The sequence below is a fragment of the Brevundimonas sp. MF30-B genome, assembly GCF_004683885.1.
In the GTDB taxonomy this organism is placed as follows: domain Bacteria; phylum Pseudomonadota; class Alphaproteobacteria; order Caulobacterales; family Caulobacteraceae; genus Brevundimonas.
In genome coordinates this window covers 1,519,180-1,542,602 of sequence record NZ_CP038440.1, presented here as the reverse complement: position 1 = coordinate 1,542,602, position 23,423 = coordinate 1,519,180, and the positions used below count along the sequence as shown (strand labels likewise).

The window sequence follows — 23,423 nt, the reverse complement described above, 5'->3', positions numbered from 1 at the left end:
CGGCTTTAAGCCGCCGGGATCACCGCGCCTTCGTATTTGCCGGCGATGAAGTCCTTGACCGCCTGGCTGCGCAGGGCGCGGGCCAGGGCCTGGACGCGCGGGTCCTCAGCGTTGTCCGCGCGCGAGACCAGATAGTTGATGTACGGGCTGTCGGCGCCTTCCAGCGCCAGGGCGTCGGTGCGCGGCTTCAGCCCAGCGTCCAGGGCGTAGTTGGTGTTGATCACCGCCACGTCGGCCTCCGACAGGGTGCGCGGGATGGCCGGGGCCTCGATCTCGCGGAAGGTCAGGTTCTTCGGATTCTCAACGATGTCGCGCACCGTCTGCAGCGGGTTCGTCGCGTCGCGCAACCGCACCAGGCCAGCGCTTTGCAGCAGCAGCAGCGAGCGGCCGGTGTTCGACGCATCATTCGGCAGGATCACCAGCCCGCGCGCCGGCACGGCGGCCAGGTTGGCGTGCTTGCGTGAATACAGACCCAGCGGCTCGACGTGCACGCCGGCGACGGTCACCAGATCCGTGCCGCGCGCCAGGTTGAACTCGTCCAGATAGGGCTTGGTCTGGAAGTAGTTGGCGTCCAGCCGCCTTTCGGACAGTTGGACATTCGGCTGGACGTAGTCGTTGAAAACCACCACGTCGATCGGCACGCCCTCGGCCGCCAGCGTCGGGCGGATCGCTTCCAGGATTTCAGCGTGGGGAACAGGCGTCACGCCGATGCGCAGCGGCGCATTGGCCCCGCCCTTGGCTTCATCGCCCTGGCCGCAGGCAGCGAGCATCAGGGCGGCGGCGGCGGAAATCAGCAGCGAACGACGGATCATGGGAAGGCCTTTCGGGGGAGCGATCAGCGGTGAGAGACGGCCTGGACCAGGCGGTCACCGGCCATTTGAAGGATTTGAACCAGCACCAGCAACAGCACGACGGTGACCACCATCACATCGGTCTGGAAGCGCTGATAGCCGAAGCGGATGGCCAGGTCGCCTAGGCCGCCGGCCCCGACGACGCCAGCCATGGCGGTATAGCTGACCAAGGCGATGGCCGTGACCGTGGCGCCGGCGATGATGCCCGGCATGGCCTCGGGCAACAGGGCGCGGGTGACGATCTGGAAGGTCGATCCGCCCATGGCCTGCGTCGCCTCGACCACGCCCTTGTCCACTTCGCGCAGCGCCGTCTCGACCAGGCGCGCATAGAAGGGCGCAGCCCCGACCACCAGCGGCGGAATGGCCCCGGCCACGCCCAGCGACGTTCCGACCAGAAGCACGGTCAGCGGCAGCATGACGATCAGCAGGATGATGAAGGGCACCGACCGCAGCACATTGACCACGAAGGACAGCACCGCGTTCAGCGCCGGGTTCGACGCCAGCCGCCCCTTGCCCGACAGATACAGCAACACGCCCAGCGGCAGGCCCAACAGCACCGTCAGCGCCAGCGAACCGCCGAGCATCAGCAGGGTGTCCAGCGTCGCCTGCCCGATCTCGTCCCAGCGCACGTTTTCGAACATCAGGCCGCCTCCACCACCACGCCGCGCGCTGTCAGCTGCGCCACTGCGGCCGCGGCGTCGCCGCCGGTGAAGGCCACGGTCATCTGGCCGTAGGGCTCGCCCCGGATGCGGCTGATGCGGCCCGACAGGATCGAATAGTCGACGCCGGTCGAGCGCGCGACACGGCTCAGTTCGGGCTCATAGGTGGCTGCGCCCCGGAAGGTCAGCCGCGCCAGACGCGCGCCGGGCGGCGTCACCGAGGCGTCGAACGCCTCCTCGCCCTCGGCCAGCATGGCCTGGGTCACGGGGTGTTTGGGATGCAGGAAGACGTCGGCGGTCGGGCCCTGTTCGACGATCCGCCCGTCCTTCAGAACCGCCACCTGATCGCAGACGCGGCGCACCACCTCCATCTGGTGGGTGATCAGCACGATGGTCAGGCCCAGCTCGCGGTTCAGCTGATCCAACAGCGTCAGGATGTCGTCGGTCGTCTCCGGGTCGAGCGCGCTGGTCGCCTCGTCGCACAGCAGCACGCTGGGCCCGCAGGCCAGAGCGCGCGCGATGCCGACCCGCTGCTTCTGCCCGCCGGACAGTTGGGCCGGATGCTTGCGGGCGTGCTCGGCCAGGCCCAGCCGCTCCAGAAGTTCGTGCACCCGCGCCGTAACCTCGGCCGCAGGCCGGCCTTCCAGGCGCAACGGAAAGGCGACGTTGTCGAAGATGGTCTTGGAGTTCAGCAGGTTGAAATGCTGGAAGATCATGCCGATGCGCCGCCGCGCGGCGCGCAGTTCGGCCGGGTTCAGCGCCGTGATCTCCTGATCGTCGACGAACACCCGGCCTGCGTCGGGCGTCTCCAGCCGGTTGATGGCCCGGATCAGGGTCGACTTGCCCGCGCCCGACCGACCGACCACGCCGAAGACCTCGCCGCGCGCGATCTCCAGGTCCACGCCGTCCAGCGCGATCCGCTCGCCGGCGGCGCTGCGATAGCGCCGGGTCACCCCTTCCAGCCGGATCATGTCAGTCGTCCGCCAAGGCCGGGATGATGGTGACGCTTTCGCCACAGCCGCAGGCGTCGGATTCGTTCGGATTGCGGAAGACGAACTTGGACGCCATCCGCGTCGTCTCGAAGTCGATTTCCGACCCGATCAGGAACAGGATCGACTTCGGCTCGATCAGCACGGTCGCGCCCTTGTCCTCGACCACCTCGTCCAGCGGCTCGGCGCTGTCGGCGAGGGCGAAGGTGTATTCCTGTCCCGCGCAGCCGCCGTTCTTGACGCCCACACGCAGGCCCGCCACCGGCCGGCCGGCGGCGTCCACGATCTCGCGGATGCGGGCGGCGGCGGCGTCCGTCAGCGTCACGGCCTTGGGCCGGGGGCGGCGCGGTCTCGGGGCGGTCTGCAGGTCGGTCATGGAGCCGCTCCCTAGAACATGTTCAAGGCCAGCTTGGCCTCGTCGCTCATCTTTGACGGATCCCACGGGGGGTCGAACACCAGATTGGCGCGGGCGGATTTCACCCCTTCGACCTTCATCACCGCATCCTCGACCCAGCCCGGCATTTCGCCGGCCACCGGGCAGCCGGGGGCCGTCAGGGTCATCTCGACCAGCACGTCCTTGTCGTCGTTCACATCGACCTTGTAGATCAGGCCGAGCTCATAGATGTCGACCGGGATTTCCGGGTCGAACACCGTCTTCAAGGCCGTGACCAGGTCGTCGGTCAGCCGGTCCAGCTCAGCCTGGGACAGGGCGCTTTTCTGCGGTTCATCCCAGCTCTGGGCGAAGTCGGCGCTGGTGGTGATGTTCGTGTCTTCCATGGCTTACACAAAGAACTTCCGCGCCCGGATCAGCGCATCGGCGAAGGCGTCGACCTCCTCCGCAGTATTATATAGGGCGAAGCTGGCCCGCGTGCTCGAGGTCACGCCCAGACGCGCCGCCAGGGGCTCGCAGCAATGCAGGCCGGCCCGCACGGCCACGCCATAGCGGTCCATCACCTGGGCCAGATCATGGGCGTGGGCGCCCTGAACGTCGAAGGTCAGGATCGCGCCCTTGCCGGGCGCCTCGCCCAGCACTCGCAAACCGTCGATTTCGGCCACGGCGGCGCGCGCGCGGGCGTACAGAGCCGCCTCGTGCGCGGCGACCGCATCGCGATCAAGGGCGGACAGCCAGTCCAGCGCCGCGCCCAGGCCGATGGCCTCGATGATCGGCGGCGTCCCCGCCTCGAACCGGTGCGGCGGCTTGGCGTAGGTGATCCGGTCCTTCTCGACCGTCTCGATCATCTCGCCCCCGCCCTCATACGGCGGCAGGCTCTCCAGCGCCTCGGCCGTGCCGTACAGCACGCCGATGCCGGTCGGGCCGTACAGCTTGTGGCCCGTCAGGACATAGTAGTCGCAGCCGATGGCTTGGACGTCGGGCGCCGCGTGCACCGCCCCCTGGCAGCCGTCGATCAGCACCCGCGCCCCGGCCGCGTGGGCCAGTCGCGTGATCTCGGCGATCGGATTGATGGTCCCCAGCACGTTCGACATGTGGGTGACGGCCACGACCCTGGTCTTCGGCCCCAGCAGGTCGGCATAGGCGGCCATGTCCAGCGAACCGTCGTCCCTGATCGGCGCCCATTTCAGCACCGCCCCATGCCGTTCCCGCAGCATGTGCCAGGGCACGATGTTGGAGTGATGCTCCATCTCGCTGACGATGATCTCGTCGCCCGGCTGGATGGACTGGCCGATCCCGGCGGCGACCAGATTGATCGCCTCGGTCCCGCCCTTGGTCCAGACGATATTCTCCGCCGACGGCGCGTTCAGGAACCGCGCGACCGTCTCGCGCGCCGCCTCATACGCCTCGGTCGCCTCGTTCGACAGGGTATGCAGGCCCCGGTGAACATTGGCGTAGCCGTGCTCCATCACCTGAACCAGCCTGTCGATCACCGCCCGCGGCTTCTGCGCCGAGGCGGCGTTGTCCAGATAGACCAGCGGCCGTCCGTTCACCTGCCGCGACAGGATCGGGAACTGGGCGCGCAGGCCCTGGACATCCAGCGCGGGACGCGCGGTCAAAGTCGCGCCGTCAGCCATTCGCGCACCACCTCTCTGGCGTCCTCGGCCTCGATCCGATCGACCACCTCGATCAGGAAGGCCTGGGTCAACAGCGCCCGCGCCTCATCGGCCGACAGACCACGCTGCTGTATGTAGAACAGAGCCTGCTCATCCAGCGTGCCGATCGTATTGCCGTGCGCGCACTGCACGTCGTCGGCGTAGATGATCAGCTCGGGCTTGGCGTCGATCTCGGCGCGGTCCGAGGCGATCAGGGCATGGTGGCCCATGCGCGCATCCGTGCCGTCGGCCCCGCGACGCACGACGATCTTGCCCTGGAAGACCCCGCGCGCGCCGTCGCTGCGGGCCGCGCCCTTGATCAGCTGGCTGGTGGTCCCGTCCGGCTTGGCGTGGTCGACCACGCTGGTCAGGTCGGTCTGGCGCGCGCCGTCCAGCACATACAGGCCGTCGATGCGGGCGTCGGCGCCCTGGCCGCCGTGCAGCACCTGGGTCTCGATCCGTTGAAGCTTTGCGCCGGTCGCGACCACGGTCTGGCGATAGCGGCCGCCGGGCGCCAGGCGCACGTCGGCGTTCATGACAGAGATCGCCTGTTCAGGCTCTTCGACCAGCACAAGCCGCGTCACCTCGGCGCCGGGCGCGACGTCGATGTCCAGCCGGTTGTGGGCGACATAGGCCCCGCCCCGTCCCTCGTGGCTTTCCAGGATCAGCAGTTGGGCGCCTTCGCGCGCCGAAATCCGCGCCGAGGCCGTGTGGCCGGTCCCGTCGGCGTCGGAGATATAGCGCAGCCGCAGCGTCTGCCGGCCCGAGGCGATGAAGTCGGTCGCGCCGACCGGCCGCCCATTGGCCAGCACGATCGCCTCGCCGCCAAGCGCGTCGAACGGTCCCGGCCGATCCACAACCGCTGTTCCCGACGGCTGAGGCGCGTCGCGAAGATAGCGCCGCAGGTCGCTGTATTTCCACGTCTCGACCCGACGCGACGGGAAGCTGGACGCGTCCTTCAGATCGATCTGAACGGCCAGGCTCATGCCGCCGCCGGAAGGAATTTGTCGTAGCCCTCCGCCTCCAGCTCCAGCGCCAGCTCGGGCCCGCCCGAGGCGACGATACGGCCGTTGGCCAGCACATGGACCTTGTCGGGTTTGATGTAGTCCAGCAGGCGCTGATAATGGGTGATCACCAGCATGGAGCGCTCGGGCCCGCGCAGGGCGTTCACCCCTTCGGCGACGATGCGCAGAGCGTCGATGTCGAGACCGGAATCGGTTTCGTCCAGGATCAGCAGCGACGGCTCCAGCAGCGCCATCTGCAGGATCTCCATCCGCTTCTTCTCGCCGCCCGAGAAGCCGACGTTCAACGGCCGCTTCAGCATGTCGAAGTCCATCTTCAGCGCCTGCGACGCCGCCTTGACCATCTTCAGGAAGGCGGGGGCCGACACTTCCTCCTCGCCCCGCGCACGCTTCTGCGCATTCAGCGCCGTGCGCACGAAGGTCAGGGCCGGCACGCCAGGGATCTCGATCGGATACTGGAACGACAGGAAGACGCCCTTGGCCGCGCGCTCGGCGGGCTCCAGGTCCAGCAGATTTTCGCCGCGCCAGGTCACGGCGCCATCCGTCGCCTCGTAGCCTGGCCGTCCCGACAGAGCATAGCCCAGCGTAGACTTGCCCGCCCCATTCGGCCCCATGACGGCGTGCACCTCGCCCGCCGGAACATCGAGCGTCAGCCCCTTGAGGATCGGCTTGTCGCCAACGGAGACGTGAAGGTTGGAGATGGAGAGCATCAAATAGTCATGCCTTACGAATGATGGTCAGAGGGACAAACCCGGTTGGCAAATCGGTGAAGTCATCAATGTGGGCGTGAGCCGCAGGATCGCTTGCCTCCGCTACCCGCAGACATCTTTCCGCCAAGGACAGGAGCTCTGTGGGGTTGCCCTGGATGAAAACTTCACCGTCCACAATCGAGACCTCAACTCCGCGGAAGTCTGTCGAACCGTCGACGAGATCGGCCATTTGTCGACGAAGAGTCGAGATCGTTGCAGTCACCCCACGCTCCCTTCAAGGCTAATCGCCACCAGCTTCTGTGCCTCGACCGCGAACTCCATCGGCAGCTTCTGCATCACGTCGCGGACGAAGCCGTTGACCAGCAGGGCCACGGCCTCTTCCTGCAACAGACCCCGCTGTTGCGCGTAGAACAGCTGATCGTCGCTCAGCCGCGTCGTCGTCGCCTCGTGCTCCAGCTGGGCCGAGCCGTTGCGGGCCTCGATGTAGGGGATGGTGTGAGAACCGCACTCCTTGCCGATCAGCAGGCTGTCGCACTGGGTGAAGTTGCGCACGCCCGTCGCCTTGGGGTGAACCGAGACCAGGCCGCGATAGGTCGAGTCCGACTTCCCCGCCGACACCGCCTTGGCGATGATCCTCGACTTCGAGTTCTTGCCCAGATGCACCATCTTGGTGCCCGTGTCGGCCTGCTGATGCCCGTTGGTGATGGCGATCGAATAGAACTCGCCAGAGCTGTCCTCGCCCTTCAGCAGGCAGGACGGGTATTTCCAGGTCACGGCCGAACCCGTTTCGACCTGGGTCCACGACACCTTGGACCGATCGCCGCGGCAGTCGGCGCGCTTGGTGACGAAGTTGTAGATGCCGCCCTTGCCCTCGGCGTCGCCGGGGTACCAGTTCTGGACGGTCGAGTATTTCACCTCGGCGTCGTCCAGCGCCACGATCTCCACGACCGCCGCGTGCAGCTGGTTCTCGTCGCGCATCGGCGCCGTGCAGCCCTCCAGATAGGAAACGTAAGAGCCCTTATCGGCGATGATCAGGGTGCGTTCGAACTGGCCCGTCTGGCTCGCATTGATGCGGAAATAGGTCGACAGCTCCATCGGGCAGCGCACGCCCGGCGGGATGTAGACGAACGACCCGTCCGAAAAGACCGCGCTGTTCAGCGCCGCGAAATAGTTGTCCGACACCGGCACCACCGAGCCCAGATACTGGCGCACCAGTTCGGGGTGTTCGCGCAGGGCTTCGGATATCGGCATGAAGATCACGCCGGCCTTCTCCAGCTCCTTCTTGAAGGTGGTGACCACGCTGACGCTGTCGAACACGGCGTCCACAGCCACGCGCGGCGCACCCTCGACGCCGGCCAGGACTTCCTGCTCCTTCAGCGGGATGCCCAGCTTGGCGTAGACGGCCAGAAGCTCGGGATCGACCTCGTCCAGGCTCTTGGGCGCGACCTTCTGCTTGGGCGCGGCGTAGTAGAACAGATCCTGATAGTCGACGGGCTCGTATTTCACCGCCGCCCAGGTCGGCTCCTCCATCGCCAGCCAGCGCTCATAGGCGGCCAGGCGCCATTTCAGCATCCATTCCGGCTCGCCCTTCTTCTCGGAGATGAAGCGCACGATGTCGGCGTTCAGCCCCTTGGGCGCATATTCCGTCTCGATGTCGGAGGTGAAGCCGTGGGCGTACTTCTCCAGCGCGGCGACGGCGTCGACGGTTTCCTTGACGGCGGCCATCAGGCGACTTCCTTCATGCGCTCGGCGGCGCGCGTCTTGTGTTTCTCCCAGGCGGCGATCCAGGCGTCGGCGAACCGCGCCCAGTCGGCCTCGACCGTGCCCCAGCCGCCCGAGACGCGCACAGCGCCCGTGGCCAGGCGGTCCAGCCCCATGGCGACCAGGGTCTTGGACGGCTTGGTCTTGCCCGACGAACAGGCGCTGCCGGCCGAGATCATGACGCCGGACAGGTCCAGGGTGATGAGTTGCTGCGGGCTGTCCCAACCTTCGACGGCCAGGAACAGAGTGTTGGGCAGGCGCGGCGACGCATCGCCGACGATGGTCGCGCCGGCCGCCTTCACGCGCGCCTGGGCCGCGTCGCGCCAGGCCTGATGCGCTTCAGCCAGCGGCAGGTCCCGGACGGCGCAGTCCGCCGCCGCGCCAAAGCCGGCCAAGCCGGGCACATTCTCGGTGCCGGCGCGATAGCCCCGCTCCTGACCGGCGCCGTGCAGGATGCGCACCGCCTCGCGGCCGGGCTTCAGCACAAGCGCGCCGACGCCCTGGGGTCCGCCCAGCTTGTGCGCCGACAGGGTCACGGTGTCGGCGTCCAGCGCCGCCATGTTGACTTCGATCTTGCCCGCCGACTGGATGGCGTCGACGTGCAGCCAGCCGTCGGCGGCGCGCACCAGGGCTGCCGCCTCGGCGATCGGCTGGATCACGCCGCTCTCGTTGTTCGCGTGGTGGATGGCGACCAGGGCCCGGCCCGGCCTGGCCAGCGCCGTCTTCAGCCACTCCAGATCGACCACGCCGTCGGCGTCGACTGGCAGCACTTCGACAGCCACGCCCGAAACGGCGGCCGCCTCGGCCACGCAGGGATGTTCGGTCGCCGACACGATGACGCGGTCGCAGCCGCCGCGAATGGCGCTGACCACGGCCTGGGCGTTGGATTCGGTGCCGCCGGACGAGAAGATCACCGCCGTGGCGTCGGCGCCGACCAGGCCGGCGACCTGGGCCCGCGCCGTCTCGATCCGAGCCCGCGCGCGCCGGCCGGCGGCGTGCACCGCCGACGGATTGCCGTTGTCCGCCAGAGCCTTGGCCATGATGTCCTGAACTTCAGGACGAACCAGGCCCGAGGCGTTGTAGTCCAGATAGACGCTCACGCCGCCGCCTCCAGACCCGCGCTCGCGGGCTGACGCCGCTGACGCGTGCGGTTCTCGACCACGTCCTCAAGGCTGACGCTGGCCAGATAGGCGTGAATTTCGGCGCCCAGGTCTTCCCACAGATGGTGGGTGATGCAGCGCTCGCCCTTGATCATGCAGCCGCGCGGCGAGCCGGCGCCGACGCAGCGCGTCGCACGGATCGGCTCGTCGACGGCCAGAACGATGTCGGCGATCATGGTGTCCTGCGCCTCGCGCGCCAGCCGGTAGCCGCCGCCGGGACCGCGCACGCTCTTGACCAGCGCGCCCTTGCGCAGCCGCGCGAACAGCTGCTCCAGATAGCTGAGCGAGATTTCCTGACGCGCCGCGATCTCGGCGAGGGACACCGCCCGGTCGCGCCCATTGCGCGCCAGATCGGCCATCGCCATCACGGCGTATCGTCCCTTCGTCGACAGTCGCATCGCTCGCCCTCAAAAATCGCGCGCTTTTCGGGGCTCATGTGCTAGAACCCGCGCCTTCCGAAAGGCTGCGGCGCGCCGACTGGACTTAGAAAGTCCTACCGGCGTGGTCAAGTATTACGCAGCTGCGAAACGACAGTTGAAGACAGGGTCACATGCCTGAAGTCATCCTGCCCGGCGCCGCGGGCCGCATCGAAGGCCGCTATTCGCCCGGCAAGCGCGACAACGCCCCCATTGCCCTGATCCTGCATCCGCACCCAAAGGCGGGCGGGCACATGAACAATCCGGTGACGGTGACGCTGCACCAGCTGTTCCAGCAGCGCGGCTTCGCCACCCTGCGCTACAACTCGCGCGGCGTGGGCAAGTCCCAGGGCGAGTTCGACAGCGGCATCGGCGAGCTGGCCGACGCGGCGACGGCCCTGGACTGGCTGCAGTCGTCCAACCCGGCCGCCACCCAGACCTGGGTCGCCGGTTATCAGTTCGGCGCCTACATCGGCATGCAGCTCTTGATGCGCCGGCCCGAGACGGATGGCTTCATCTCGGTTTCGCCGCCGTCCAACATCTACGACTTCAGCTTCCTGGCCCCCTGCCCGGCCTCGGGCCTGTTCCTGCACGGCACGGCCGACACCGTGGTGCCGCCGGTCGACGTCGAGCGCGTGGTCAACAAGCTGCGCACCCAGAAGGGCATCGTCATCGACTATGAGCTGGAGGAAGGCGCCAGCCACTTCTGGCAGGACCACGTCCCGGCCGTCGAACGCCGCGTGGGCGCCTATCTGGACAAGCGTCTGGAAGAAAAACCGGCCTAAGCGCCGCGCCTGCGCTTCTGCATGACGAAGCCGATCACCTTGGCGGCGGCTTCGAAATGTTGGCGTGGAATGACCTCGTCGACATCGACGGCGGCGTAGAGCGCACGCGCCAGCGGCACGTTCTCGACGATCGGCACCTCGTGCTCCCTGGCCACCTCGCGGATGCGCAAGGCGACCGCGTCGACGCCCTTGGCCACGCAGATCGGCGCGCCGTCGCCCTTGTCCGGTTCGTAGCGCAGGGCCACGGAAAAGTGGGTCGGGTTGGTGACGATGACCGTGGCGGTCGGCACGGCCTGCATCATGCGCTGGCGGCTGCGCTGATTGCGGATCTGGCGCAGCTTGGCCTTGACGTGCGGATCGCCCTCGGACTGTTTGAAGTCCTCCTTGACCTCGTGCTTGGCCATGCGCATCCGCTTGGCGAAGCGGTGCCGCTGCCACAGATAATCCGCGCCTGACGTCAGGGCCAGAAACACCAGCACCGCGCCGATCAGGGCGAACGACAGGTCGCGCGCCAGCGGCAGGACGGCGGCCGGGACCATGCCGGCCAGGTTCTCCAACTCGCGCGCATGCGGTTTCAGCACCCACCAGCAGACCGCGCAGACGGCGACCAGCTTGATCAGGGTCTTGATGAATTGAACGATCCCATCCGGGCCGAAGATGCGCTTGAAGCCTTTGATCAGGCTAAGGTTAGACAGCTTGGGCTTGACCTTTTCGCCGGTGAAGATGAAGCCGCCTGACTGAGCCAGGTTGCCCCCCGCCCCACCCAAAATCACCGCGAACATGACCGCCGCCATGAAGGGCGCCACCGCCCATAGGGCATGCATGCCGATCTCCATCCCCGCCCCGGCCTCTATCCCGCCGACCATGGCGTGCGGCTGGGCGATGAAGGGCAGCAGATCCTGGGCGATGCGGTTGGCGAACCAGCCGCCGCTGGTCAGCAGAACCGCCGCGGCGCCCGCCAGCGACAGGGTCTGGGCGACATCCGGCGACTTGGCGACATCGCCCTTCTTGCGCGCCTCCTGAAGTTTTCGCGGGGTCGCGTCTTCTGTTTTGGACTCGGGATCGACGTCTTCAGCCACCGGCGCCCCCCACGAAGACCCTCGCCAACGCCCGATAGCGATCGATGAAGACCGTGCCGACAACGCCCAGGCTCAAGGCGAAGATCGACAGGCCCAGCAGGATCGACAGCGGCGCGGCGGCGAAGAAGACCTGAAACTGAGGCATGACACGCGCCACCAGTCCCGAGGCCAGGTTGAAGATCAGGGCGAAGACCAGGACCGGCGCGGCCAGTTGAACGCCCAGCGCAAAGCTGTCGCCCATGGTGCGCACCGCCATGGTGGCGAAGTCGGGCATCATCAGCGGCCGGGCCGGCGCGACCAGCTCATAGGATCCCACCAGTCCGGCGATGAACAGGTGATGGGTATCCGTGGCGAAGACCAGCGTCACGCCCAACAGAGTCAGAAACGCCCCCAGCGTCGTGCTGGGCTGGGCCTGAAGCGGGTTGGCCGTCTGGGCGAAACCGAGCGTGGTCTGCAGCGAGACGATCTCGCCGGCCGTCGCCATGGCCGCCATGAACATCCGCAGCAGGGCGCCGATCATCAGGCCGACGATCACCTCGCGGATGATCCAGCCGACCATGCCGCCGATCGTCGCCGGAAGCGCCGGCAGGGCGCCCGCCACCACCGGCCACAAGGCCAGGCTGACCACCAGCGCCAGCGACAGGCGGATGCGCGGCGTCACATAACTCTCGCCGATGCCGGGGATCAGCATCAGGATCGCGCCGATGCGTGCGAAGATCAGGGCCCCGGCCCAGACCTGATCGGCCGTGGCGTAGGGGTCCATCGGTGCTACATGCCCGCGATGCGCTGGGCGATTTCCTGCATGAAGCCGCCCAGCAGCGCCCCCATCAGCGGCAGAAACAGCAAGAGCGAGACGAAGATGGCGATGATCTTGGGCGCGAAGATCATCGTCTGCTCTTGAATCTGCGTCAGGGCCTGGAACAGGCCGATGCCGACGCCCACGACCAGGCCCACCACCAGCACCGGCAGGCACAGCTGGATCGTCAGCCACAGGGCGTCGCGACCGATGTCCAGAACTTCCGCGCCGCTCATGAATCACTCCGAAGAACTGGGCAGAAACTGCCGGGAGCGTGGTTAACGACGGGTTAGGAAACGCCACACTCCACAAGCGCGGCCGTCCTCGCTATGTGGAAAGCCATGAGCCACGATCACAACGACATCTCACAGGCCGACGCCGAGGCCGCCGTTCGCACGCTGATCCGCTGGGCCGGGGACGATCCAGACCGAGAGGGCCTTCTGGAAACCCCCAAGCGCGTGGCCAAATCCTATCGCGAGCTGTTCCAGGGCTATGAAAGCGACCCGCGCGAGTACCTGGAAAAAACCTTCGAGGAGGTCGGCGGCTACGACGAGCTGGTTGTGCTGAAGGACATCCGCTTCGTCAGCTTCTGCGAACACCACATGCTGCCCGTCGTGGGACGCGCCCACGTCGGTTATCTGCCGACCGACCGGGTGGTGGGCATTTCCAAGCTGGCGCGCGTGGTCCAGGGCTATGGGCGGCGCCTTCAGATCCAGGAGAAGATGACCTCCGAGATCGCTAAGGCCATTCATGAAGTCCTGCGGCCGCATGGCGTGGGCGTGGTCATCGAGGCCGAGCACAGCTGCATGACGCTGCGCGGCGTCAATGTCCCCGGCGCCAGCCTTTCGACCAGCCACCTGATCGGCGTGGTGCGCGACGATCCTCGGACTCGTGAGGAATTCCTGCGCCTGGCGCGCAGCTGATCCGAAAAAAAAGGCCCGGGCGAACCCGGGCCTTTTCACTATGCGGCGACCGTCGATCGATCAGGCGGCGGCGCGACCCAGCAGATCGGCCAGCGCCTTCATGCGCCGCGCGTTCAGAGCATCCGCGCCTTCGGCCTGAGAGGCTGTCTCCAGCCGGCCGGCGACGGCGCGCAGGCGGCGCCGGTCGACGCGGCCGCTCGTCCAGCGTTCGACTTCGGCGCGCGCCTCGCCCAGCAAGGCGGCGTCCACGCCCTCGCCCCGGCCAAGCTGATCCAGATAGGCCTGTGCGACCTGAGGCGTATCGGCCCAGGTGACGCGCGTCTGGGTCTGCGGATTGATGACTTCCTCGCGCACCGCCTCGGCGGCCGCGATCTCGGCGGCCGACAGGAATTCGCTCGGCTCCAGCTTGATCACGTCCAGCCCGCGCTGAATGCCGCTGGAGTAGATGCGGCCGTTCATCCAGTAGGTCGACCAGGGGCCGCCGATCGAAAGCCGCTCCGCATCGATCGGACCGCGGTCGAAATAGGCGATCTCCATCGGCTTGTTCGGGTCGGTGAAGTCCATGATCGACACGCCGCCCTGGTACCAGGCCTGGACCATCAGGTCGCGGCCGGGCACCGGAATGATCGATCCGTTGTGCGCCACGCAATTCTCGGTCGCGCCCTGCACGGTCGGAATCTTGAAGAAGTTCCGGCCTTCGAGCTTACCGTCCTTCACGTCGGCGATCAGGTTGGCGCCCCAGGTGGTGGGGTCCTCGGCCCGGCATCGCGCCGAGGTGCCGCCGCCCCACTCGTCGGTGAACACGATGCGGTCGCCGGCGTTGTTGAAGGTTGCGGAGTGCCAGTAGGCCATGTCCGGATCGAACAGGTCCGAGATGCGCGTCGGATTCTCGCGGTCGGTGATGTCCAGCAGAATGCCGTTGCCGCTGCAGGCGCCCGCCGCCAGGTTCAGTTCCGGATAGACGGTGATGTCGTGACAGTGATTGGTCTGCGAGGTGCGCTGGCTGGCCACGCCCGCACGGCCGCCGCGCCACAGGCCGGCGACGGCTCCGGTCTCGCGATCGGCGAAGATGCGCGGACGGTTGACGATGGCGGCGTCCTGCGGCGCGTTCAACGGCACCTTGATGATGTCGATGGAGTACAGCGCGGTCTCGGCGTTGTCTTCGGGCTGGCCGTCGGAGCAAATGTTGAGCTCGTCGCCTTGGCGAACCCCGGCGGTGCCGGAGTTGTAGATGTACAGCACATTCGGGTCGGTCGCGTGCGGCAGCAGGGTGTGGGTGTGCGACCCGCGGCAGGTCTGAACCGCCGCGATCTGACGCGGGGCGTTCAGGTCGCTGATGTCGAAGATTCGCACGCCGCGGAAGCGGTCGGCGCTGACCGCGCCCTCGGGCGGGGTCACGCCGCAATCCAGCCGGCCGCGGTTCTCCTCCACCGACATGAACAGCAGGTTCCCGTGGATCGAGACGTCGCCCTGGCCGCCGGGGCAGACCACGGAGAGCACCAGCTGCGGCGTCTCGCCGGTCACGTCATAGGCGTTGAAGCCGTGGAAGCTGCCCATGAAGACCTTGCCGTTCGAATAGGCCAGGTCGGTGTTGGCGAAGGCCAGCGGGCTGACGCGCGGCGCCGTCTGGCCCTCGACCGCCGGCGGCGCAGGCGGCGCGGTGAAGCCGGGCGCCGGCGGCGTGTGGCTGACCAGGCTCAGATTCCATGCCGCCTGCCCGGCATCCTGCAGGCCGGGCGTCAGGGTCGAGCGGGCGTCGGGCTCGAAAGCGCGCGGCTGGGCCTGGGGCTGCGGTGGCTGCGGGCCCTGCTGCGCTAGGGCGGGCGCGGCGACAGCCATGCTGACGGCCGCGACGGTGGACAACAGAAGGCGGCGGACAGTCATGGTGTTTCCTCGAGCTTTAGTTCTGAAGTTCGGACAATAGCGACTGCATGCGCAGTATCTCGGCGGACTGATCGGCCGTGACCGAGGCGGCGAAGCCCGACAACATGGGCTCCTCGGCCGAATCCGGGTGGGCCATGAGTTCGTCGACCATGTCCAGCGCGCCCTGATGGTGCTGGATCATGCCCTCAAGGAACAGGCGGTCGAATCCGGCCCCCTCGGCGGCCGCCAGCGCCGCCATCTGGCGCGGCGACAGCATCCCGGGCATCAGCGGCATGTCCATGGGATCCGTCATGGCGTGTCCCGCATGGGCGCCATGGTGCGCGTGCGCGTCGTGGCCGGCGTGTCCTCCGTGACCCCCGTGCAGGTCGTGGGCTTCGATGGGCTGGTTCTGGCTGGTCAGCCAGTCGCGCATCAACTCCATTTCCGCTTCCTGGCTTAGAGCGATCCGTTCGCCCAGACGCCGGACGGCCGGATCGGCGCCCCGCGTCTTGAGCAATTCGACCATCTCGACCGCTTGAGCATGGTGCACGATCATGTGCTGCATGAACCGCACGTCCTCGGCGGTCACGCGCGTGCGCATCATGCGTTGCGCTTCGCTTGCGCTGATGGCGCGTGCGGGCGCCCCAGGCGCGCCCGGATTGTAGATCGGCGGGCTTTGCTGCGCCGCCAGCCCGGCGACCACGCCGACGGCCATGCCTGCCAATGAAATCAACTGACCCCCGCTCTCAATCGGCCTGTTCGCCCCCAGTCTAGGCGGCTCGACCGACCGCGAGCAAGGGCGCGTGCGCAGCGGCGGTCGATGCGCGACGCGCCCGGCGCTCGAAGCACACGACCTCAGCCGGCGGGCAGGTGCGCAAGGCGACAGCCCTTCCCCCGTTGATCCCGCCATGTAACCGGTTACGGTGCGCCTCAAGAAAATTCTGGGTAGGAAAGTCCATATGGCTGAGGTCCGGCTGACCGGCGTGCGGAAAAGCTTTGGCGCCGTCGAGGTGCTGAAGGGCGTCGATCTGTCCATCGCCGACGGCGAGTTCGTGGTGTTCGTCGGCCCTTCGGGCTGCGGCAAGTCCACCCTGCTGCGCACCATCGCCGGCCTGGAAGAAGCCACCGATGGCGACATCGAGATCGGCGGACGACGCGTCAACGACCTGTCGCCGTCCGACCGGGGCATCGCCATGGTCTTCCAGTCCTACGCGCTGTATCCGCACATGAGCGTGCGCGAGAACATGGCCTTTGGCCTGAAGCTGGCCAAGACCGACAAGGCCGAGATCGACCGGCGCGTGAACGCCGCGGCCGAGACCCTGAACATCACCGACTATCTGGACCGCAAGCCCAAGGCCCTGTCTGGCGGCCAGCGCCAGCGCGTCGCCATCGGCCGCGCCATCGTGCGCGAACCGCAGGTCTTCCTGTTCGACGAGCCGCTGTCGAACTTGGACGCGGCGCTGCGCGTGCGCATGCGCTACGAGTTCGCCAGCCTGCATCAGCGGCTGCAGACCACCATGATCTACGTCACCCACGACCAGGTCGAGGCCATGACGCTGGCCGACCGTATCGTGGTGCTGTCGGCCGGGCGTATAGAACAGGTGGGCGCGCCGATGGAGCTCTACGAGCACCCCCGCAACCTGTTCGTGGCCGAATTCATCGGCAGTCCGAAGATGAACCTGATCCCGGCCGTAGTGATCGAGGCCTCGGCGACGGGCGCCGTGGTGCGCACCCCGGCCGGCGAGACCCTGCGCGCCGATGTCGACGCTTCTCGGGCCACGGCGGGCGACCCGGTCACGCTGGGCATCCGTCCCGAACATTTGGCGCTTGAAGGCGACGACGGCCGGATCGCCACCACCGCAGCCTTCGTCGAAACCCTGGGCAACGCCACCTACGCCTATGTTCGCCACCCCGACGTGGAGGACACCCTGACCGTCCAGATGTCGGGCGACGTGCGGCCGACGACGGGCGACGCGCTGAACCTGATCGTGCCCGCCGCCCGCGCCCATCTGTTCGACGCCGAGGGCGAGGCGTTCAGGCGCCTGTAGGCCTTCGTTTCCAGCTCAGAGCGGCGTCGTCTGCGTCTTGAGCCAGTCGCCGACCTCGCTATCCAGCAACGGTCCGACCTTGGCCTGAACCTCGGCGTGATAGGCGTCGACATAGGCGCGCTCGTCGGCCGTCAGCAGATCGACGTCGATCAGGCGGCGGTCGAACGGCGCCAGCGTCAGCTGCTCGAAGCCATGCATCGGCCGCTCGCCGCCGGCGATGGCTTCGGGCGGCGTCACGACCTGCAGGGTCTCGATGCGGATGCCCCAGTGACCTTCGCGGTAGTAGCCGGGCTCGTTGGACAGGATCATGCCGGTCAGCAGCGGCTGGCTGTTGGGCGCCTTGGCGATGCGCTGCGGCCCTTCGTGCACGCCAAGATAGCTGCCGACGCCGTGCCCGGTGCCGTGGTCGTAGTCGAAGCCCTGCATCCACAACGGCAGGCGCGCCAGGGCGTCCAACTGATGCCCCGTGGTCCCGGCGGGGAAACGCACCACGGCCATGGCGATGTGGCCCTTCAGGACCAGGGTGTACATGCGCCTCTGATCCGCGCTCGGCTCACCGACCGCCATGGTGCGCGTCACGTCGGTGGTGCCGTCCAGATACTGGCCGCCGCCGTCCACCAGCAGCAGCGAGCCCTTCTCCATCCGCCGGATGGTGCGGCTGACGGGCTTGTAGTGCGGCAGGGCGCCGTTGGGGCCCGACCCGGCGATGGTGTCGAAGCTGAGGTCCTTGAGCGCACCGGTCTCCTCGCGGAAACGCTCAAGCGTCTCGGCGATCTCGCGTTCGTCCGGCAGGGTCTGCTGGGCGGTCGTATCGACCCAGTGCAGGAAGCGCGTCAGGGCCGCGCCGTCGCGGATGTGCGCCTGGCGGCTGCCCTCGATCTCAACGGGGTTCTTGGCGGCGCGTGGGATGGCGCAAGGGTCGATGGCGCGGATGACCTTGGCGCCGCCGGCCTGCAGCCGGTCGAACACCCAGGCCGAGGAGACGGCCGGATCGACCAGCACGCGCCGGCCGGAAAGACGCTCGAGCGCCGGCGCGAAGGCGTCTGACGTCTCAATCGTCACCGCCTCGCCCAGCCAGCCCGGCAGTTCGTTCGTCACCTTGCGCGGATCGATGAACAGCTGCGCCGTTCCATCGGCGCGCACCAGGGCCTGCGCCAGCGGCAGCGGCGTGCGGATCACATCGCCGCCGCGGATGTTGAACAGCCACGCGATCGAGGACGGCGCGGTCAGCACCGCCACGTCCGCACCCTTGTCCTTGAGGCTCCGACCGATCCGCGCGCGCTTGTCCGCGCTGCTTTCGCCGGAATAGCGGTCCTCGTGCGGGACGACGGGCGTGCTGGGCTGTTCAGGCCGTCCTTCCCACGCTTCATCCAGAGGGTTGCTGTCGACCGACTTCAACTCCGCCCCGGCCTTGGCCGCAGCGGCTTCGAGCGCCGCCAAAGCGTCGGGGCTGTGCAGCTTCGGATCGTAGCCGATGACTGATCCGGCCGGCACGCCTTCCAGCCAGGCCGCCACGCCGCCGTCGGTCAGGTCGAGGATCTCGAACTGTTTGGCGTCGACCTGTGCCCTCACCTGAACGGTGTAGCGCCCGTCGGCGAACACCGCCGCGCGATCCTTGAGCACCGCGCCCGCGCCTGCCGAACCGGTGAAACCGCTCAGCCAGGCCAGACGCTCATTGGCCTCAGGCAGATACTCGTTCTGATGCTCGTCCTCGTGCGGGACCAGAAAGCCGTCCAGGCCCTGGGCGGCCATGCGGGCGCGCACCAGCGGCAGGTGCTTTTCGCCGAACGAGGGATCGGTGGTTTCGTCAAAGGTCTGTCTCATGGCGGGAGACCTAGGCCCCCCGCCCGCTCACCTCAACCCCGCCGGCCTCAGGGCTGGGGCGAGGTCGGCGTGATCACGACTGGTCCGGTCGCGGCCTGGGGCGGCGGCAGGGCGGTGCGGGCGCTGGCCTCGGCGGCGCGGGCTTCGGAGGCGCGCGCCTCGGCCTCGGCGCGGGCGGCGTCGGCCTGCGCGCGGGCGGCGTCGGCTTGCGCCAGGGCCACGCCCTGAGCGGCGCCCGACTGAATCTGAGCGGCCTGCCCCTGAAGCGCGGCGCGGTCCGCCTCGGCCTGCGCCTGGATCGCCTCGGCCTCGGCCAGGCGCGCGGCGGCCAGGGCGTCCTGATCCGACCCGTTGCCGCTGGCCAGGATCCAGATCACCGCCAGCAGCACGCCGCCAGCCAGAATGCCCGCAATCCACCAGCCCAGATTGCTCTCGCGGTCGGGGCGCACCACCACGGTTTCGGTATGCACCTGTTCGACATAGGCCGGGCCCTCGACGAGCCGGTTCGGATCGTTGTCGTAATGGGTCACGGCGGCTTCCTCCCTGAAGCACTTGAAGCGTCGCCGTTGAACGGAGGCCGGTAGCGGCGGTTCCGTCGTTAACCCTCCTGCCCGGCCTTGCGCAGCGCCAGCGCCGACCAGGCGTCGTGATGTATGGTCTGTTCGACGATGAAGCCCAGGGGGCGATAGGCGTCCAGAACCCGTTCTTCTTGAGTCCTCAGCAACCCCGACAGTATGGCGACGCCGCCTGACTTCAGCGCACCGGCGATCTCGGGCGCCAGCTCGACCAGGGGCGCGGCCAGGATGTTGGCGAACACCAGATCATAGGGCGCATGCTGGGCGATGCGCGGATCGCTGAGGCCGTCGGCGAAATAGAAGTCGCACTTGGCGTCGTTGATCTCGGCGTTCTCATTGGCGATGCGGGCCGAGGGCTCGTCGATGTCTGTGCCGACGGCGATCGGCGAACCGGTCTTGGCCGCCGCAATGGCCAGCACGCCTGTGCCGCAGCCCACGTCCAGCACCTTGTCGAAGCACTCGGTCTGCAGCAGGCGGTCGAACGCCTCCAAGCAGCCGACCGTCGTACCGTGGTGCCCGGTTCCAAAGGCCGCGCCCGCGTCGATCTTCAGATTGACCCGCCCCTCGGGCACCTTGCCCTGATCGTGCGCGCCATAAACGAAGAAGCGCCCAGCCTCGACCGGCGGCAGGCCGGACAGCGACATGGCCAGCCAGTCGGCGTCGGCCAGCTTCTCGACCACGACTTCCAGGTCCTCGTACCCGCGCAGAACGGCTTCCATCAGACGGGCTTCCTCGTCGGAAGTCGGAAAGCCGTCGATGCGCCAGACGCCCTTGTCCTCATCCTCCTCGAGGATCGAATAGGTCGCGCCTTCCAGCGCGATGTCCGCATCGACGGCGGCGGCGGCGGCCTCGGCGGCGTCTCGCGGGCCGCGAGCGGTGATCTGAACGGCGGACTCTGACATTTCTCAAACCCGGTTATGATGGCGAATCACAGCTATCCGGCGCGGGCCGGGCGGCTCTCCACAACCGAGGGGTCGGGGAAAACATGGCCAAGTCACCGTCTGCGTCGAAAACTGCGTCCGCTTCAGGCGCTTCCAAGCCCAAACCGGCGGCGAAGTCGAGCGCAAAGGCTGCGCCGAAAGCGGCGCCGGCGAAGACCGCCGCGACCAAGACCGTCGCGCCGAAGACGGCGGCGGCGAAGACGCCGGCCAAATCCAAGCCCGCCGCCGTGAAGGCCGCCCCGGTGAAGACGGCTGCGACCAAGGCCGCCCCGACCAAGGCCTCGCCCAAGACCGCCGCCAAGCCTGGCGCGGCCAAGACAGCGACCGCCAAGCCGAGCCCGGCCGGCAAGCCCAAGACCGCTGCCAAGACCGCCAAACCCGCGGTCAAGGCCGCTGCCGCAGCGGCGAAGCCGAAAGCCAAGGCCCCCGCCGTCGCTCAGACTCCCAAGGCTGCGGCCGTTGCGGCGCCGGCCGCGTCGAGCGCCCCCGCCCCCGCGGCCCCGGCTCCGGCTCCGGCGCCCGCAGAGCCGGCCCAGAAGAAGCGCGGCTTCTTCGATTGGCTCTTCGGCAAGTCCAACTGATCGAAGGGCCCCGGCTGGCGCCCCGCGCACCGCCGGGGCGCCAGCCGGCTGAACGCGCCGCGCCGTTCGCTCAACGCGACCGTTCGACCACGAACCTCGCCGCCGTTTCGCGTGCGCGCTGACGGGCCGAAACCGCATTAGATTGAAGAAAATGGTGGATGCGACAGGGATTGAACCTGTGACCCCCTCGGTGTGAACGAGGTGCTCTCCCGCTGAGCTACGCATCCAGCCTGAAACGGCGTGCATTCACGCCGTCGGGAGGCGCGGACATAGCCCGCGTCGCCCGGCCTTGCAACATCAGATTCCAGCGGCTGGGCCGGTTTCCATGGCGCGTTCGTCGGGGTCGCCCGGCAGCCACGCGACACGCCCCTCATAGACGTCCTCGTTGAGAATGCCTTCCTCCTTGGCGACCAGGACAGGCACCAGCATTTGTCCCGTGACATTGGTGGCGGTGCGCATCATGTCGATGATCCGGTCGATGGCGATGATGTAGCCGATGCCTTCCAGCGGCAGACCCGCTGTCGACAGCGTCAGCGTCAGCATGACGATGGAAGTGCCCGGCACTCCGGCGGTGCCCAGTGAGCCCAGGACGGCGGTCAGGCCGATCAGCACGTACTGCGTCAGGGTCAGCTCTATGCCGAAGTACTGTGCGATGAATATCGACGCGATGGCGGGATAGATGGCGCCGCAGCCGTCCATCTTCACATTGGCGCCCAGAGGCACGGCGAACGAGGCGTAGGCCTGCGGCACGCCCAGCCGCTCGACCGTCTGGCGCAGGGTGATCGGCAGAGTGCCCAGGGACGACGAGGTGGCGAAGGCCGTCTGCTGGGCCGCAAAGGCGCCGCGGAAGAAGGACGTCACCTTCAGGCCATGCAGCTTCAGCAAGCCGGAATAGACCACCAGGATGTGGAACAGGCACGCCGCGTAGATGGCGATGATGAACTTGCCGAGCGGCAGCAGCGCCTCCCAGCCGTAGCCGCCGACCACCGAGCCGATCAGGGCGAAGACGCCGAACGGCGTCAGCTGGATCACCCAGCGGGTGATGCGGAAGATGATCGAGGCGCCCTCGTCGATCAACCTGCGCGCCCCGGCGGCGCGCTCGCCCAGCGCCACCAGAGCGGCGCCCACCAGGGCCGAGAAGAAGATGATCTGCAGAATGCGCCCCTCGGCCAGAGCGGCGAAGGGATTGGTCGGCACAACGCCGATGAGCACCTCGAGGGGCGTTGGGATTTCGCGTTCGCGCACCTCGCCCAGCGGCAGATCGCCCAGCCCCAGGCCTGGATTGATCAGATGGCCGAAGGCGATCCCGACCAGCACGGCGAGCAACGACGTGAGCGCGAACCACAGGATCGTCCGCATGCCCAGGCGCACCGCCCCCGCGCCCTCCCCCAGGCGGGCGATGGACGAGGCGATGGTGAACAGCACCAGCGGCGCCACAACCATGCGGATCAGGTTCAGATAGACGTCGCCGATCGGCTGGAGCCAGGTTTCCGCCGCCGGCCCCATGATCAGGCCGGCCAGCACGCCCAGGGCGAGGCCGGCGAATGTCCGCTGCCAGAGCGGGATTGCGAAGAAGCGACGAAGCATGGGCGGGCCCTTGGCTGGCGGACCGCCAATGTGTTGGCGCAGGTGTGAAACTGCAACAGGCTTTGGTCAGATGACCTTCTTTCACCGCATAGGCGGCGGGGCCGACGGAGGGCGCGGCGCGACTGAAGCCGCGCCCCCTGCGGTCGAGCGTCAGGCGGCCCGAGCCCCCTGAGCCTCCTCGTTGGCTCGCGCGTCGGCCAGGGCGGTCAGATCGACGTCGGTCTTCGACTCCTCCTGCAGCGTCTCATCCAACAGGCGAGCCGCCTCGTCATGTCCCAGCAACATCGCCCAGCGCTTCAGCGTGCCGTACCGGGTGATCTCATAGTGTTCGACCGCCTGGGCTGCCGCGATCAGGCCGGCATCCAGCGCATCGGTGCCCTCGTATTCCTCGAGGATCTCCTCGCCCTCTGCGATGATGCCTTCGATGGCGTCGCAGGTCTTGCCCATCGCGCGTTTGCCGATCAGGTCAAACACCTGCTGAAGGCGTTCGATCTGTCCCTCGGTCTCCACGCGGTGCTTTTCGAAGGCCGCCTTCAGCTCGTCCGACTGGGCGCCGCGCGCCATCTTGGGCAAGGCCTTCACGATCTTCCGCTCGGCATAATAGATGTCCTTGAGCGTGTCGTAGAAAAGGTTGTCGAGAGTCTTCTCGGCCATGGTTCAGCTCCGTCTCTGAGGTTTGCGGACATCAGGCGCCGGCTCGCAGCCGGCCACGCTGACCCACCCACCGAACCGCCTTCAAGCCCGCCCGTTCCAAAGTCGGAAACTCGACAAAGACGACGCCAGCGGCGCGGACGACAGTCCGCCTGG

The 23,423-nt window shown here is 67.8% G+C and carries 26 protein-coding genes and 1 tRNA gene; 4 read left to right on the top strand and 23 right to left on the bottom strand.

Annotated features, from left to right (window positions below; genetic code table 11):
* Nucleotides 1–5 precede the first annotated feature (5 nt).
* The 12 genes from E4M01_RS07750 to E4M01_RS07695 are packed head-to-tail and all read right to left on the bottom strand — an operon-like array spanning nucleotide 6 to nucleotide 9,596.
* Entirely contained in the window at nucleotides 6–812 is an 807-nt protein-coding gene (locus E4M01_RS07750) for a MetQ/NlpA family ABC transporter substrate-binding protein (RefSeq protein ID WP_135061261.1), read from the bottom strand.
* A gap of 23 nt (nucleotides 813–835) precedes the next feature.
* A complete protein-coding gene (locus E4M01_RS07745) occupies nucleotides 836–1,492 on the bottom strand; it encodes a methionine ABC transporter permease (RefSeq protein WP_135061263.1) in 657 nt (218 codons plus the stop codon).
* Nucleotides 1,492–2,481, bottom strand: a complete 990-nt coding sequence (locus tag E4M01_RS07740) for a methionine ABC transporter ATP-binding protein (RefSeq protein WP_135061265.1) — start codon at nucleotides 2,479–2,481, stop codon at nucleotides 1,492–1,494. Before E4M01_RS07740 ends, E4M01_RS07745 begins: the two co-directional genes overlap by 1 nt.
* 1 nt (nucleotide 2,482) lies before the next feature.
* Nucleotides 2,483–2,875 (bottom strand): iron-sulfur cluster assembly accessory protein, encoded by a 393-nt coding sequence (locus E4M01_RS07735; RefSeq protein WP_135061267.1) that lies wholly within the window; start codon nucleotides 2,873–2,875, stop codon nucleotides 2,483–2,485.
* An 11-nt stretch (nucleotides 2,876–2,886) separates the two neighbouring features.
* Complete coding sequence (locus E4M01_RS07730; RefSeq protein WP_135061269.1) at nucleotides 2,887–3,276, bottom strand: SUF system Fe-S cluster assembly protein; 390 nt, start codon at nucleotides 3,274–3,276, stop codon at nucleotides 2,887–2,889.
* Nucleotides 3,277–3,279: 3 nt separating this feature from the next.
* Entirely contained in the window at nucleotides 3,280–4,527 is a 1,248-nt protein-coding gene (locus E4M01_RS07725) for an aminotransferase class V-fold PLP-dependent enzyme (protein ID WP_135061271.1), read from the bottom strand.
* Complete coding sequence (sufD, locus tag E4M01_RS07720; protein WP_135061273.1) at nucleotides 4,506–5,531, bottom strand: Fe-S cluster assembly protein SufD; 1,026 nt, start codon at nucleotides 5,529–5,531, stop codon at nucleotides 4,506–4,508. The genes E4M01_RS07725 and sufD overlap by 22 nt, the downstream gene beginning before the upstream one ends.
* Complete coding sequence (gene sufC, locus E4M01_RS07715) at nucleotides 5,528–6,277, bottom strand: Fe-S cluster assembly ATPase SufC (protein WP_135061275.1); 750 nt, start codon at nucleotides 6,275–6,277, stop codon at nucleotides 5,528–5,530. The genes sufD and sufC overlap by 4 nt, the downstream gene beginning before the upstream one ends.
* A gap of 7 nt (nucleotides 6,278–6,284) precedes the next feature.
* Complete coding sequence (locus E4M01_RS07710; RefSeq protein WP_135280319.1) at nucleotides 6,285–6,506, bottom strand: hypothetical protein; 222 nt, start codon at nucleotides 6,504–6,506, stop codon at nucleotides 6,285–6,287.
* A 29-nt stretch (nucleotides 6,507–6,535) separates the two neighbouring features.
* Nucleotides 6,536–8,002 (bottom strand): Fe-S cluster assembly protein SufB, encoded by a 1,467-nt coding sequence (gene sufB / locus E4M01_RS07705; RefSeq protein WP_135061279.1) that lies wholly within the window; start codon nucleotides 8,000–8,002, stop codon nucleotides 6,536–6,538.
* Nucleotides 8,002–9,138, bottom strand: coding sequence for a cysteine desulfurase family protein (locus tag E4M01_RS07700; RefSeq protein WP_135061280.1), 1,137 nt, complete (start codon nucleotides 9,136–9,138; stop codon nucleotides 8,002–8,004). Before E4M01_RS07700 ends, sufB begins: the two co-directional genes overlap by 1 nt.
* Entirely contained in the window at nucleotides 9,135–9,596 is a 462-nt protein-coding gene (locus tag E4M01_RS07695; protein WP_135061282.1) for an Rrf2 family transcriptional regulator, read from the bottom strand. The genes E4M01_RS07700 and E4M01_RS07695 overlap by 4 nt, the downstream gene beginning before the upstream one ends.
* A 152-nt stretch (nucleotides 9,597–9,748) precedes the next feature.
* Here E4M01_RS07695 and E4M01_RS07690 point away from each other — a divergent pair, with 152 nt between their 5' ends.
* Nucleotides 9,749–10,399 carry an alpha/beta hydrolase gene (locus tag E4M01_RS07690; RefSeq protein ID WP_135061284.1) on the top strand — a complete coding sequence of 217 codons (651 nt, stop codon included), beginning with the start codon at nucleotides 9,749–9,751 and terminating at the stop codon, nucleotides 10,397–10,399.
* Here the strand turns inward: E4M01_RS07690 and flhB are convergent.
* Genes flhB through fliQ form a run of 3 tightly spaced genes read right to left on the bottom strand, consistent with a single transcriptional unit; the run spans nucleotide 10,396 to nucleotide 12,510 of the window.
* On the bottom strand, nucleotides 10,396–11,478 hold the full coding sequence (gene flhB, locus E4M01_RS07685; RefSeq protein WP_135061286.1) for a flagellar biosynthesis protein FlhB: 1,083 nt from the start codon (nucleotides 11,476–11,478) through the stop codon (nucleotides 10,396–10,398). The genes E4M01_RS07690 and flhB overlap by 4 nt on opposite strands.
* A complete protein-coding gene (gene fliR, locus E4M01_RS07680) occupies nucleotides 11,471–12,241 on the bottom strand; it encodes a flagellar biosynthetic protein FliR (RefSeq protein WP_135061288.1) in 771 nt (256 codons plus the stop codon). Before fliR ends, flhB begins: the two co-directional genes overlap by 8 nt.
* Before the next feature lie 5 nt (nucleotides 12,242–12,246).
* Nucleotides 12,247–12,510, bottom strand: coding sequence for a flagellar biosynthesis protein FliQ (gene fliQ, locus E4M01_RS07675; RefSeq protein WP_135061290.1), 264 nt, complete (start codon nucleotides 12,508–12,510; stop codon nucleotides 12,247–12,249).
* A 105-nt stretch (nucleotides 12,511–12,615) separates the two neighbouring features.
* Between fliQ and folE the strand changes: the two genes are divergently transcribed.
* Nucleotides 12,616–13,197, top strand: coding sequence for a GTP cyclohydrolase I FolE (folE, locus tag E4M01_RS07670; protein WP_135061292.1), 582 nt, complete (start codon nucleotides 12,616–12,618; stop codon nucleotides 13,195–13,197).
* Nucleotides 13,198–13,257: 60 nt separating this feature from the next.
* On the opposite strand, the gene E4M01_RS07665 is transcribed toward folE, so the two are convergent.
* Both E4M01_RS07665 and E4M01_RS07660 read right to left on the bottom strand, forming a co-directional pair.
* On the bottom strand, nucleotides 13,258–15,081 hold the full coding sequence (locus tag E4M01_RS07665; protein WP_135061294.1) for an LVIVD repeat-containing protein: 1,824 nt from the start codon (nucleotides 15,079–15,081) through the stop codon (nucleotides 13,258–13,260).
* Between the two features lie 16 nt (nucleotides 15,082–15,097).
* Nucleotides 15,098–15,793 carry a DUF305 domain-containing protein gene (locus tag E4M01_RS07660; RefSeq protein ID WP_167765214.1) on the bottom strand — a complete coding sequence of 232 codons (696 nt, stop codon included), beginning with the start codon at nucleotides 15,791–15,793 and terminating at the stop codon, nucleotides 15,098–15,100.
* A 226-nt stretch (nucleotides 15,794–16,019) separates the two neighbouring features.
* Here E4M01_RS07660 and E4M01_RS07655 point away from each other — a divergent pair, with 226 nt between their 5' ends.
* Entirely contained in the window at nucleotides 16,020–17,108 is a 1,089-nt protein-coding gene (locus E4M01_RS07655; RefSeq protein ID WP_135061298.1) for an ABC transporter ATP-binding protein, read from the top strand.
* Nucleotides 17,109–17,123: 15 nt separating this feature from the next.
* Here E4M01_RS07655 and E4M01_RS07650 read toward each other — a convergent pair whose 3' ends face one another.
* The 3 genes from E4M01_RS07650 to E4M01_RS07640 all read right to left on the bottom strand — a co-directional run bounded on the left by E4M01_RS07650 (nucleotide 17,124) and on the right by E4M01_RS07640 (nucleotide 20,409).
* Nucleotides 17,124–18,932 carry an aminopeptidase P family protein gene (locus tag E4M01_RS07650; protein ID WP_135061300.1) on the bottom strand — a complete coding sequence of 603 codons (1,809 nt, stop codon included), beginning with the start codon at nucleotides 18,930–18,932 and terminating at the stop codon, nucleotides 17,124–17,126.
* Nucleotides 18,933–18,979: 47 nt separating this feature from the next.
* Nucleotides 18,980–19,462 carry a hypothetical protein gene (locus E4M01_RS07645; RefSeq protein ID WP_135061302.1) on the bottom strand — a complete coding sequence of 161 codons (483 nt, stop codon included), beginning with the start codon at nucleotides 19,460–19,462 and terminating at the stop codon, nucleotides 18,980–18,982.
* Between the two features lie 68 nt (nucleotides 19,463–19,530).
* Complete coding sequence (locus tag E4M01_RS07640) at nucleotides 19,531–20,409, bottom strand: 50S ribosomal protein L11 methyltransferase (RefSeq protein WP_135061304.1); 879 nt, start codon at nucleotides 20,407–20,409, stop codon at nucleotides 19,531–19,533.
* An 83-nt stretch (nucleotides 20,410–20,492) separates the two neighbouring features.
* Here E4M01_RS07640 and E4M01_RS07635 point away from each other — a divergent pair, with 83 nt between their 5' ends.
* The gene (locus tag E4M01_RS07635; RefSeq protein ID WP_135061306.1) at nucleotides 20,493–21,029 is read left to right on the top strand and encodes a hypothetical protein; all 537 of its coding nucleotides are present in this window, start codon (nucleotides 20,493–20,495) and stop codon (nucleotides 21,027–21,029) included.
* A 152-nt stretch (nucleotides 21,030–21,181) separates the two neighbouring features.
* Here E4M01_RS07635 and E4M01_RS07630 read toward each other — a convergent pair.
* The 3 genes from E4M01_RS07630 to E4M01_RS07620 form a co-directional block, all read right to left on the bottom strand.
* Nucleotides 21,182–21,256: transfer RNA gene (locus E4M01_RS07630), tRNA-Val, on the bottom strand.
* 70 nt (nucleotides 21,257–21,326) lie between these two features.
* Complete coding sequence (locus E4M01_RS07625; RefSeq protein WP_135061308.1) at nucleotides 21,327–22,616, bottom strand: dicarboxylate/amino acid:cation symporter; 1,290 nt, start codon at nucleotides 22,614–22,616, stop codon at nucleotides 21,327–21,329.
* A 150-nt stretch (nucleotides 22,617–22,766) separates the two neighbouring features.
* Nucleotides 22,767–23,270 carry a ferritin-like domain-containing protein gene (locus E4M01_RS07620; RefSeq protein WP_135061310.1) on the bottom strand — a complete coding sequence of 168 codons (504 nt, stop codon included), beginning with the start codon at nucleotides 23,268–23,270 and terminating at the stop codon, nucleotides 22,767–22,769.
* Nucleotides 23,271–23,423 lie beyond the last annotated feature (153 nt).

Excerpts from the sequence above, each read along its gene's own strand:
- E4M01_RS07750 (WP_135061261.1), bottom strand. The coding sequence starts at position 812 with ATGATCCGTCGTTCGCTGCTGATTTCCGCCGCCGCCGCCCTGATGCTC.
- E4M01_RS07745 (WP_135061263.1), bottom strand. The coding sequence starts at position 1,492 with ATGTTCGAAAACGTGCGCTGGGACGAGATCGGGCAGGCGACGCTGGAC.
- E4M01_RS07740 (WP_135061265.1), bottom strand. The coding sequence starts at position 2,481 with ATGATCCGGCTGGAAGGGGTGACCCGGCGCTATCGCAGCGCCGCCGGC.
- E4M01_RS07735 (WP_135061267.1), bottom strand. The coding sequence starts at position 2,875 with ATGACCGACCTGCAGACCGCCCCGAGACCGCGCCGCCCCCGGCCCAAG.
- E4M01_RS07730 (WP_135061269.1), bottom strand. The coding sequence starts at position 3,276 with ATGGAAGACACGAACATCACCACCAGCGCCGACTTCGCCCAGAGCTGG.
- E4M01_RS07725 (WP_135061271.1), bottom strand. The coding sequence starts at position 4,527 with ATGGCTGACGGCGCGACTTTGACCGCGCGTCCCGCGCTGGATGTCCAG.
- sufD (WP_135061273.1), bottom strand. The coding sequence starts at position 5,531 with ATGAGCCTGGCCGTTCAGATCGATCTGAAGGACGCGTCCAGCTTCCCG.
- sufC (WP_135061275.1), bottom strand. The coding sequence starts at position 6,277 with ATGCTCTCCATCTCCAACCTTCACGTCTCCGTTGGCGACAAGCCGATC.
- E4M01_RS07710 (WP_135280319.1), bottom strand. The coding sequence starts at position 6,506 with ATGGCCGATCTCGTCGACGGTTCGACAGACTTCCGCGGAGTTGAGGTC.
- sufB (WP_135061279.1), bottom strand. The coding sequence starts at position 8,002 with ATGGCCGCCGTCAAGGAAACCGTCGACGCCGTCGCCGCGCTGGAGAAG.
- E4M01_RS07695 (WP_135061282.1), bottom strand. The coding sequence starts at position 9,596 with ATGCGACTGTCGACGAAGGGACGATACGCCGTGATGGCGATGGCCGAT.
- E4M01_RS07690 (WP_135061284.1), top strand. The coding sequence starts at position 9,749 with ATGCCTGAAGTCATCCTGCCCGGCGCCGCGGGCCGCATCGAAGGCCGC.
- fliR (WP_135061288.1), bottom strand. The coding sequence starts at position 12,241 with ATGGACCCCTACGCCACGGCCGATCAGGTCTGGGCCGGGGCCCTGATC.
- fliQ (WP_135061290.1), bottom strand. The coding sequence starts at position 12,510 with ATGAGCGGCGCGGAAGTTCTGGACATCGGTCGCGACGCCCTGTGGCTG.
- folE (WP_135061292.1), top strand. The coding sequence starts at position 12,616 with ATGAGCCACGATCACAACGACATCTCACAGGCCGACGCCGAGGCCGCC.
- E4M01_RS07665 (WP_135061294.1), bottom strand. The coding sequence starts at position 15,081 with ATGACTGTCCGCCGCCTTCTGTTGTCCACCGTCGCGGCCGTCAGCATG.
- E4M01_RS07655 (WP_135061298.1), top strand. The coding sequence starts at position 16,020 with ATGGCTGAGGTCCGGCTGACCGGCGTGCGGAAAAGCTTTGGCGCCGTC.
- E4M01_RS07650 (WP_135061300.1), bottom strand. The coding sequence starts at position 18,932 with ATGAGACAGACCTTTGACGAAACCACCGATCCCTCGTTCGGCGAAAAG.
- E4M01_RS07640 (WP_135061304.1), bottom strand. The coding sequence starts at position 20,409 with ATGTCAGAGTCCGCCGTTCAGATCACCGCTCGCGGCCCGCGAGACGCC.
- E4M01_RS07635 (WP_135061306.1), top strand. The coding sequence starts at position 20,493 with ATGGCCAAGTCACCGTCTGCGTCGAAAACTGCGTCCGCTTCAGGCGCT.
- E4M01_RS07625 (WP_135061308.1), bottom strand. The coding sequence starts at position 22,616 with ATGCTTCGTCGCTTCTTCGCAATCCCGCTCTGGCAGCGGACATTCGCC.
- E4M01_RS07620 (WP_135061310.1), bottom strand. The coding sequence starts at position 23,270 with ATGGCCGAGAAGACTCTCGACAACCTTTTCTACGACACGCTCAAGGAC.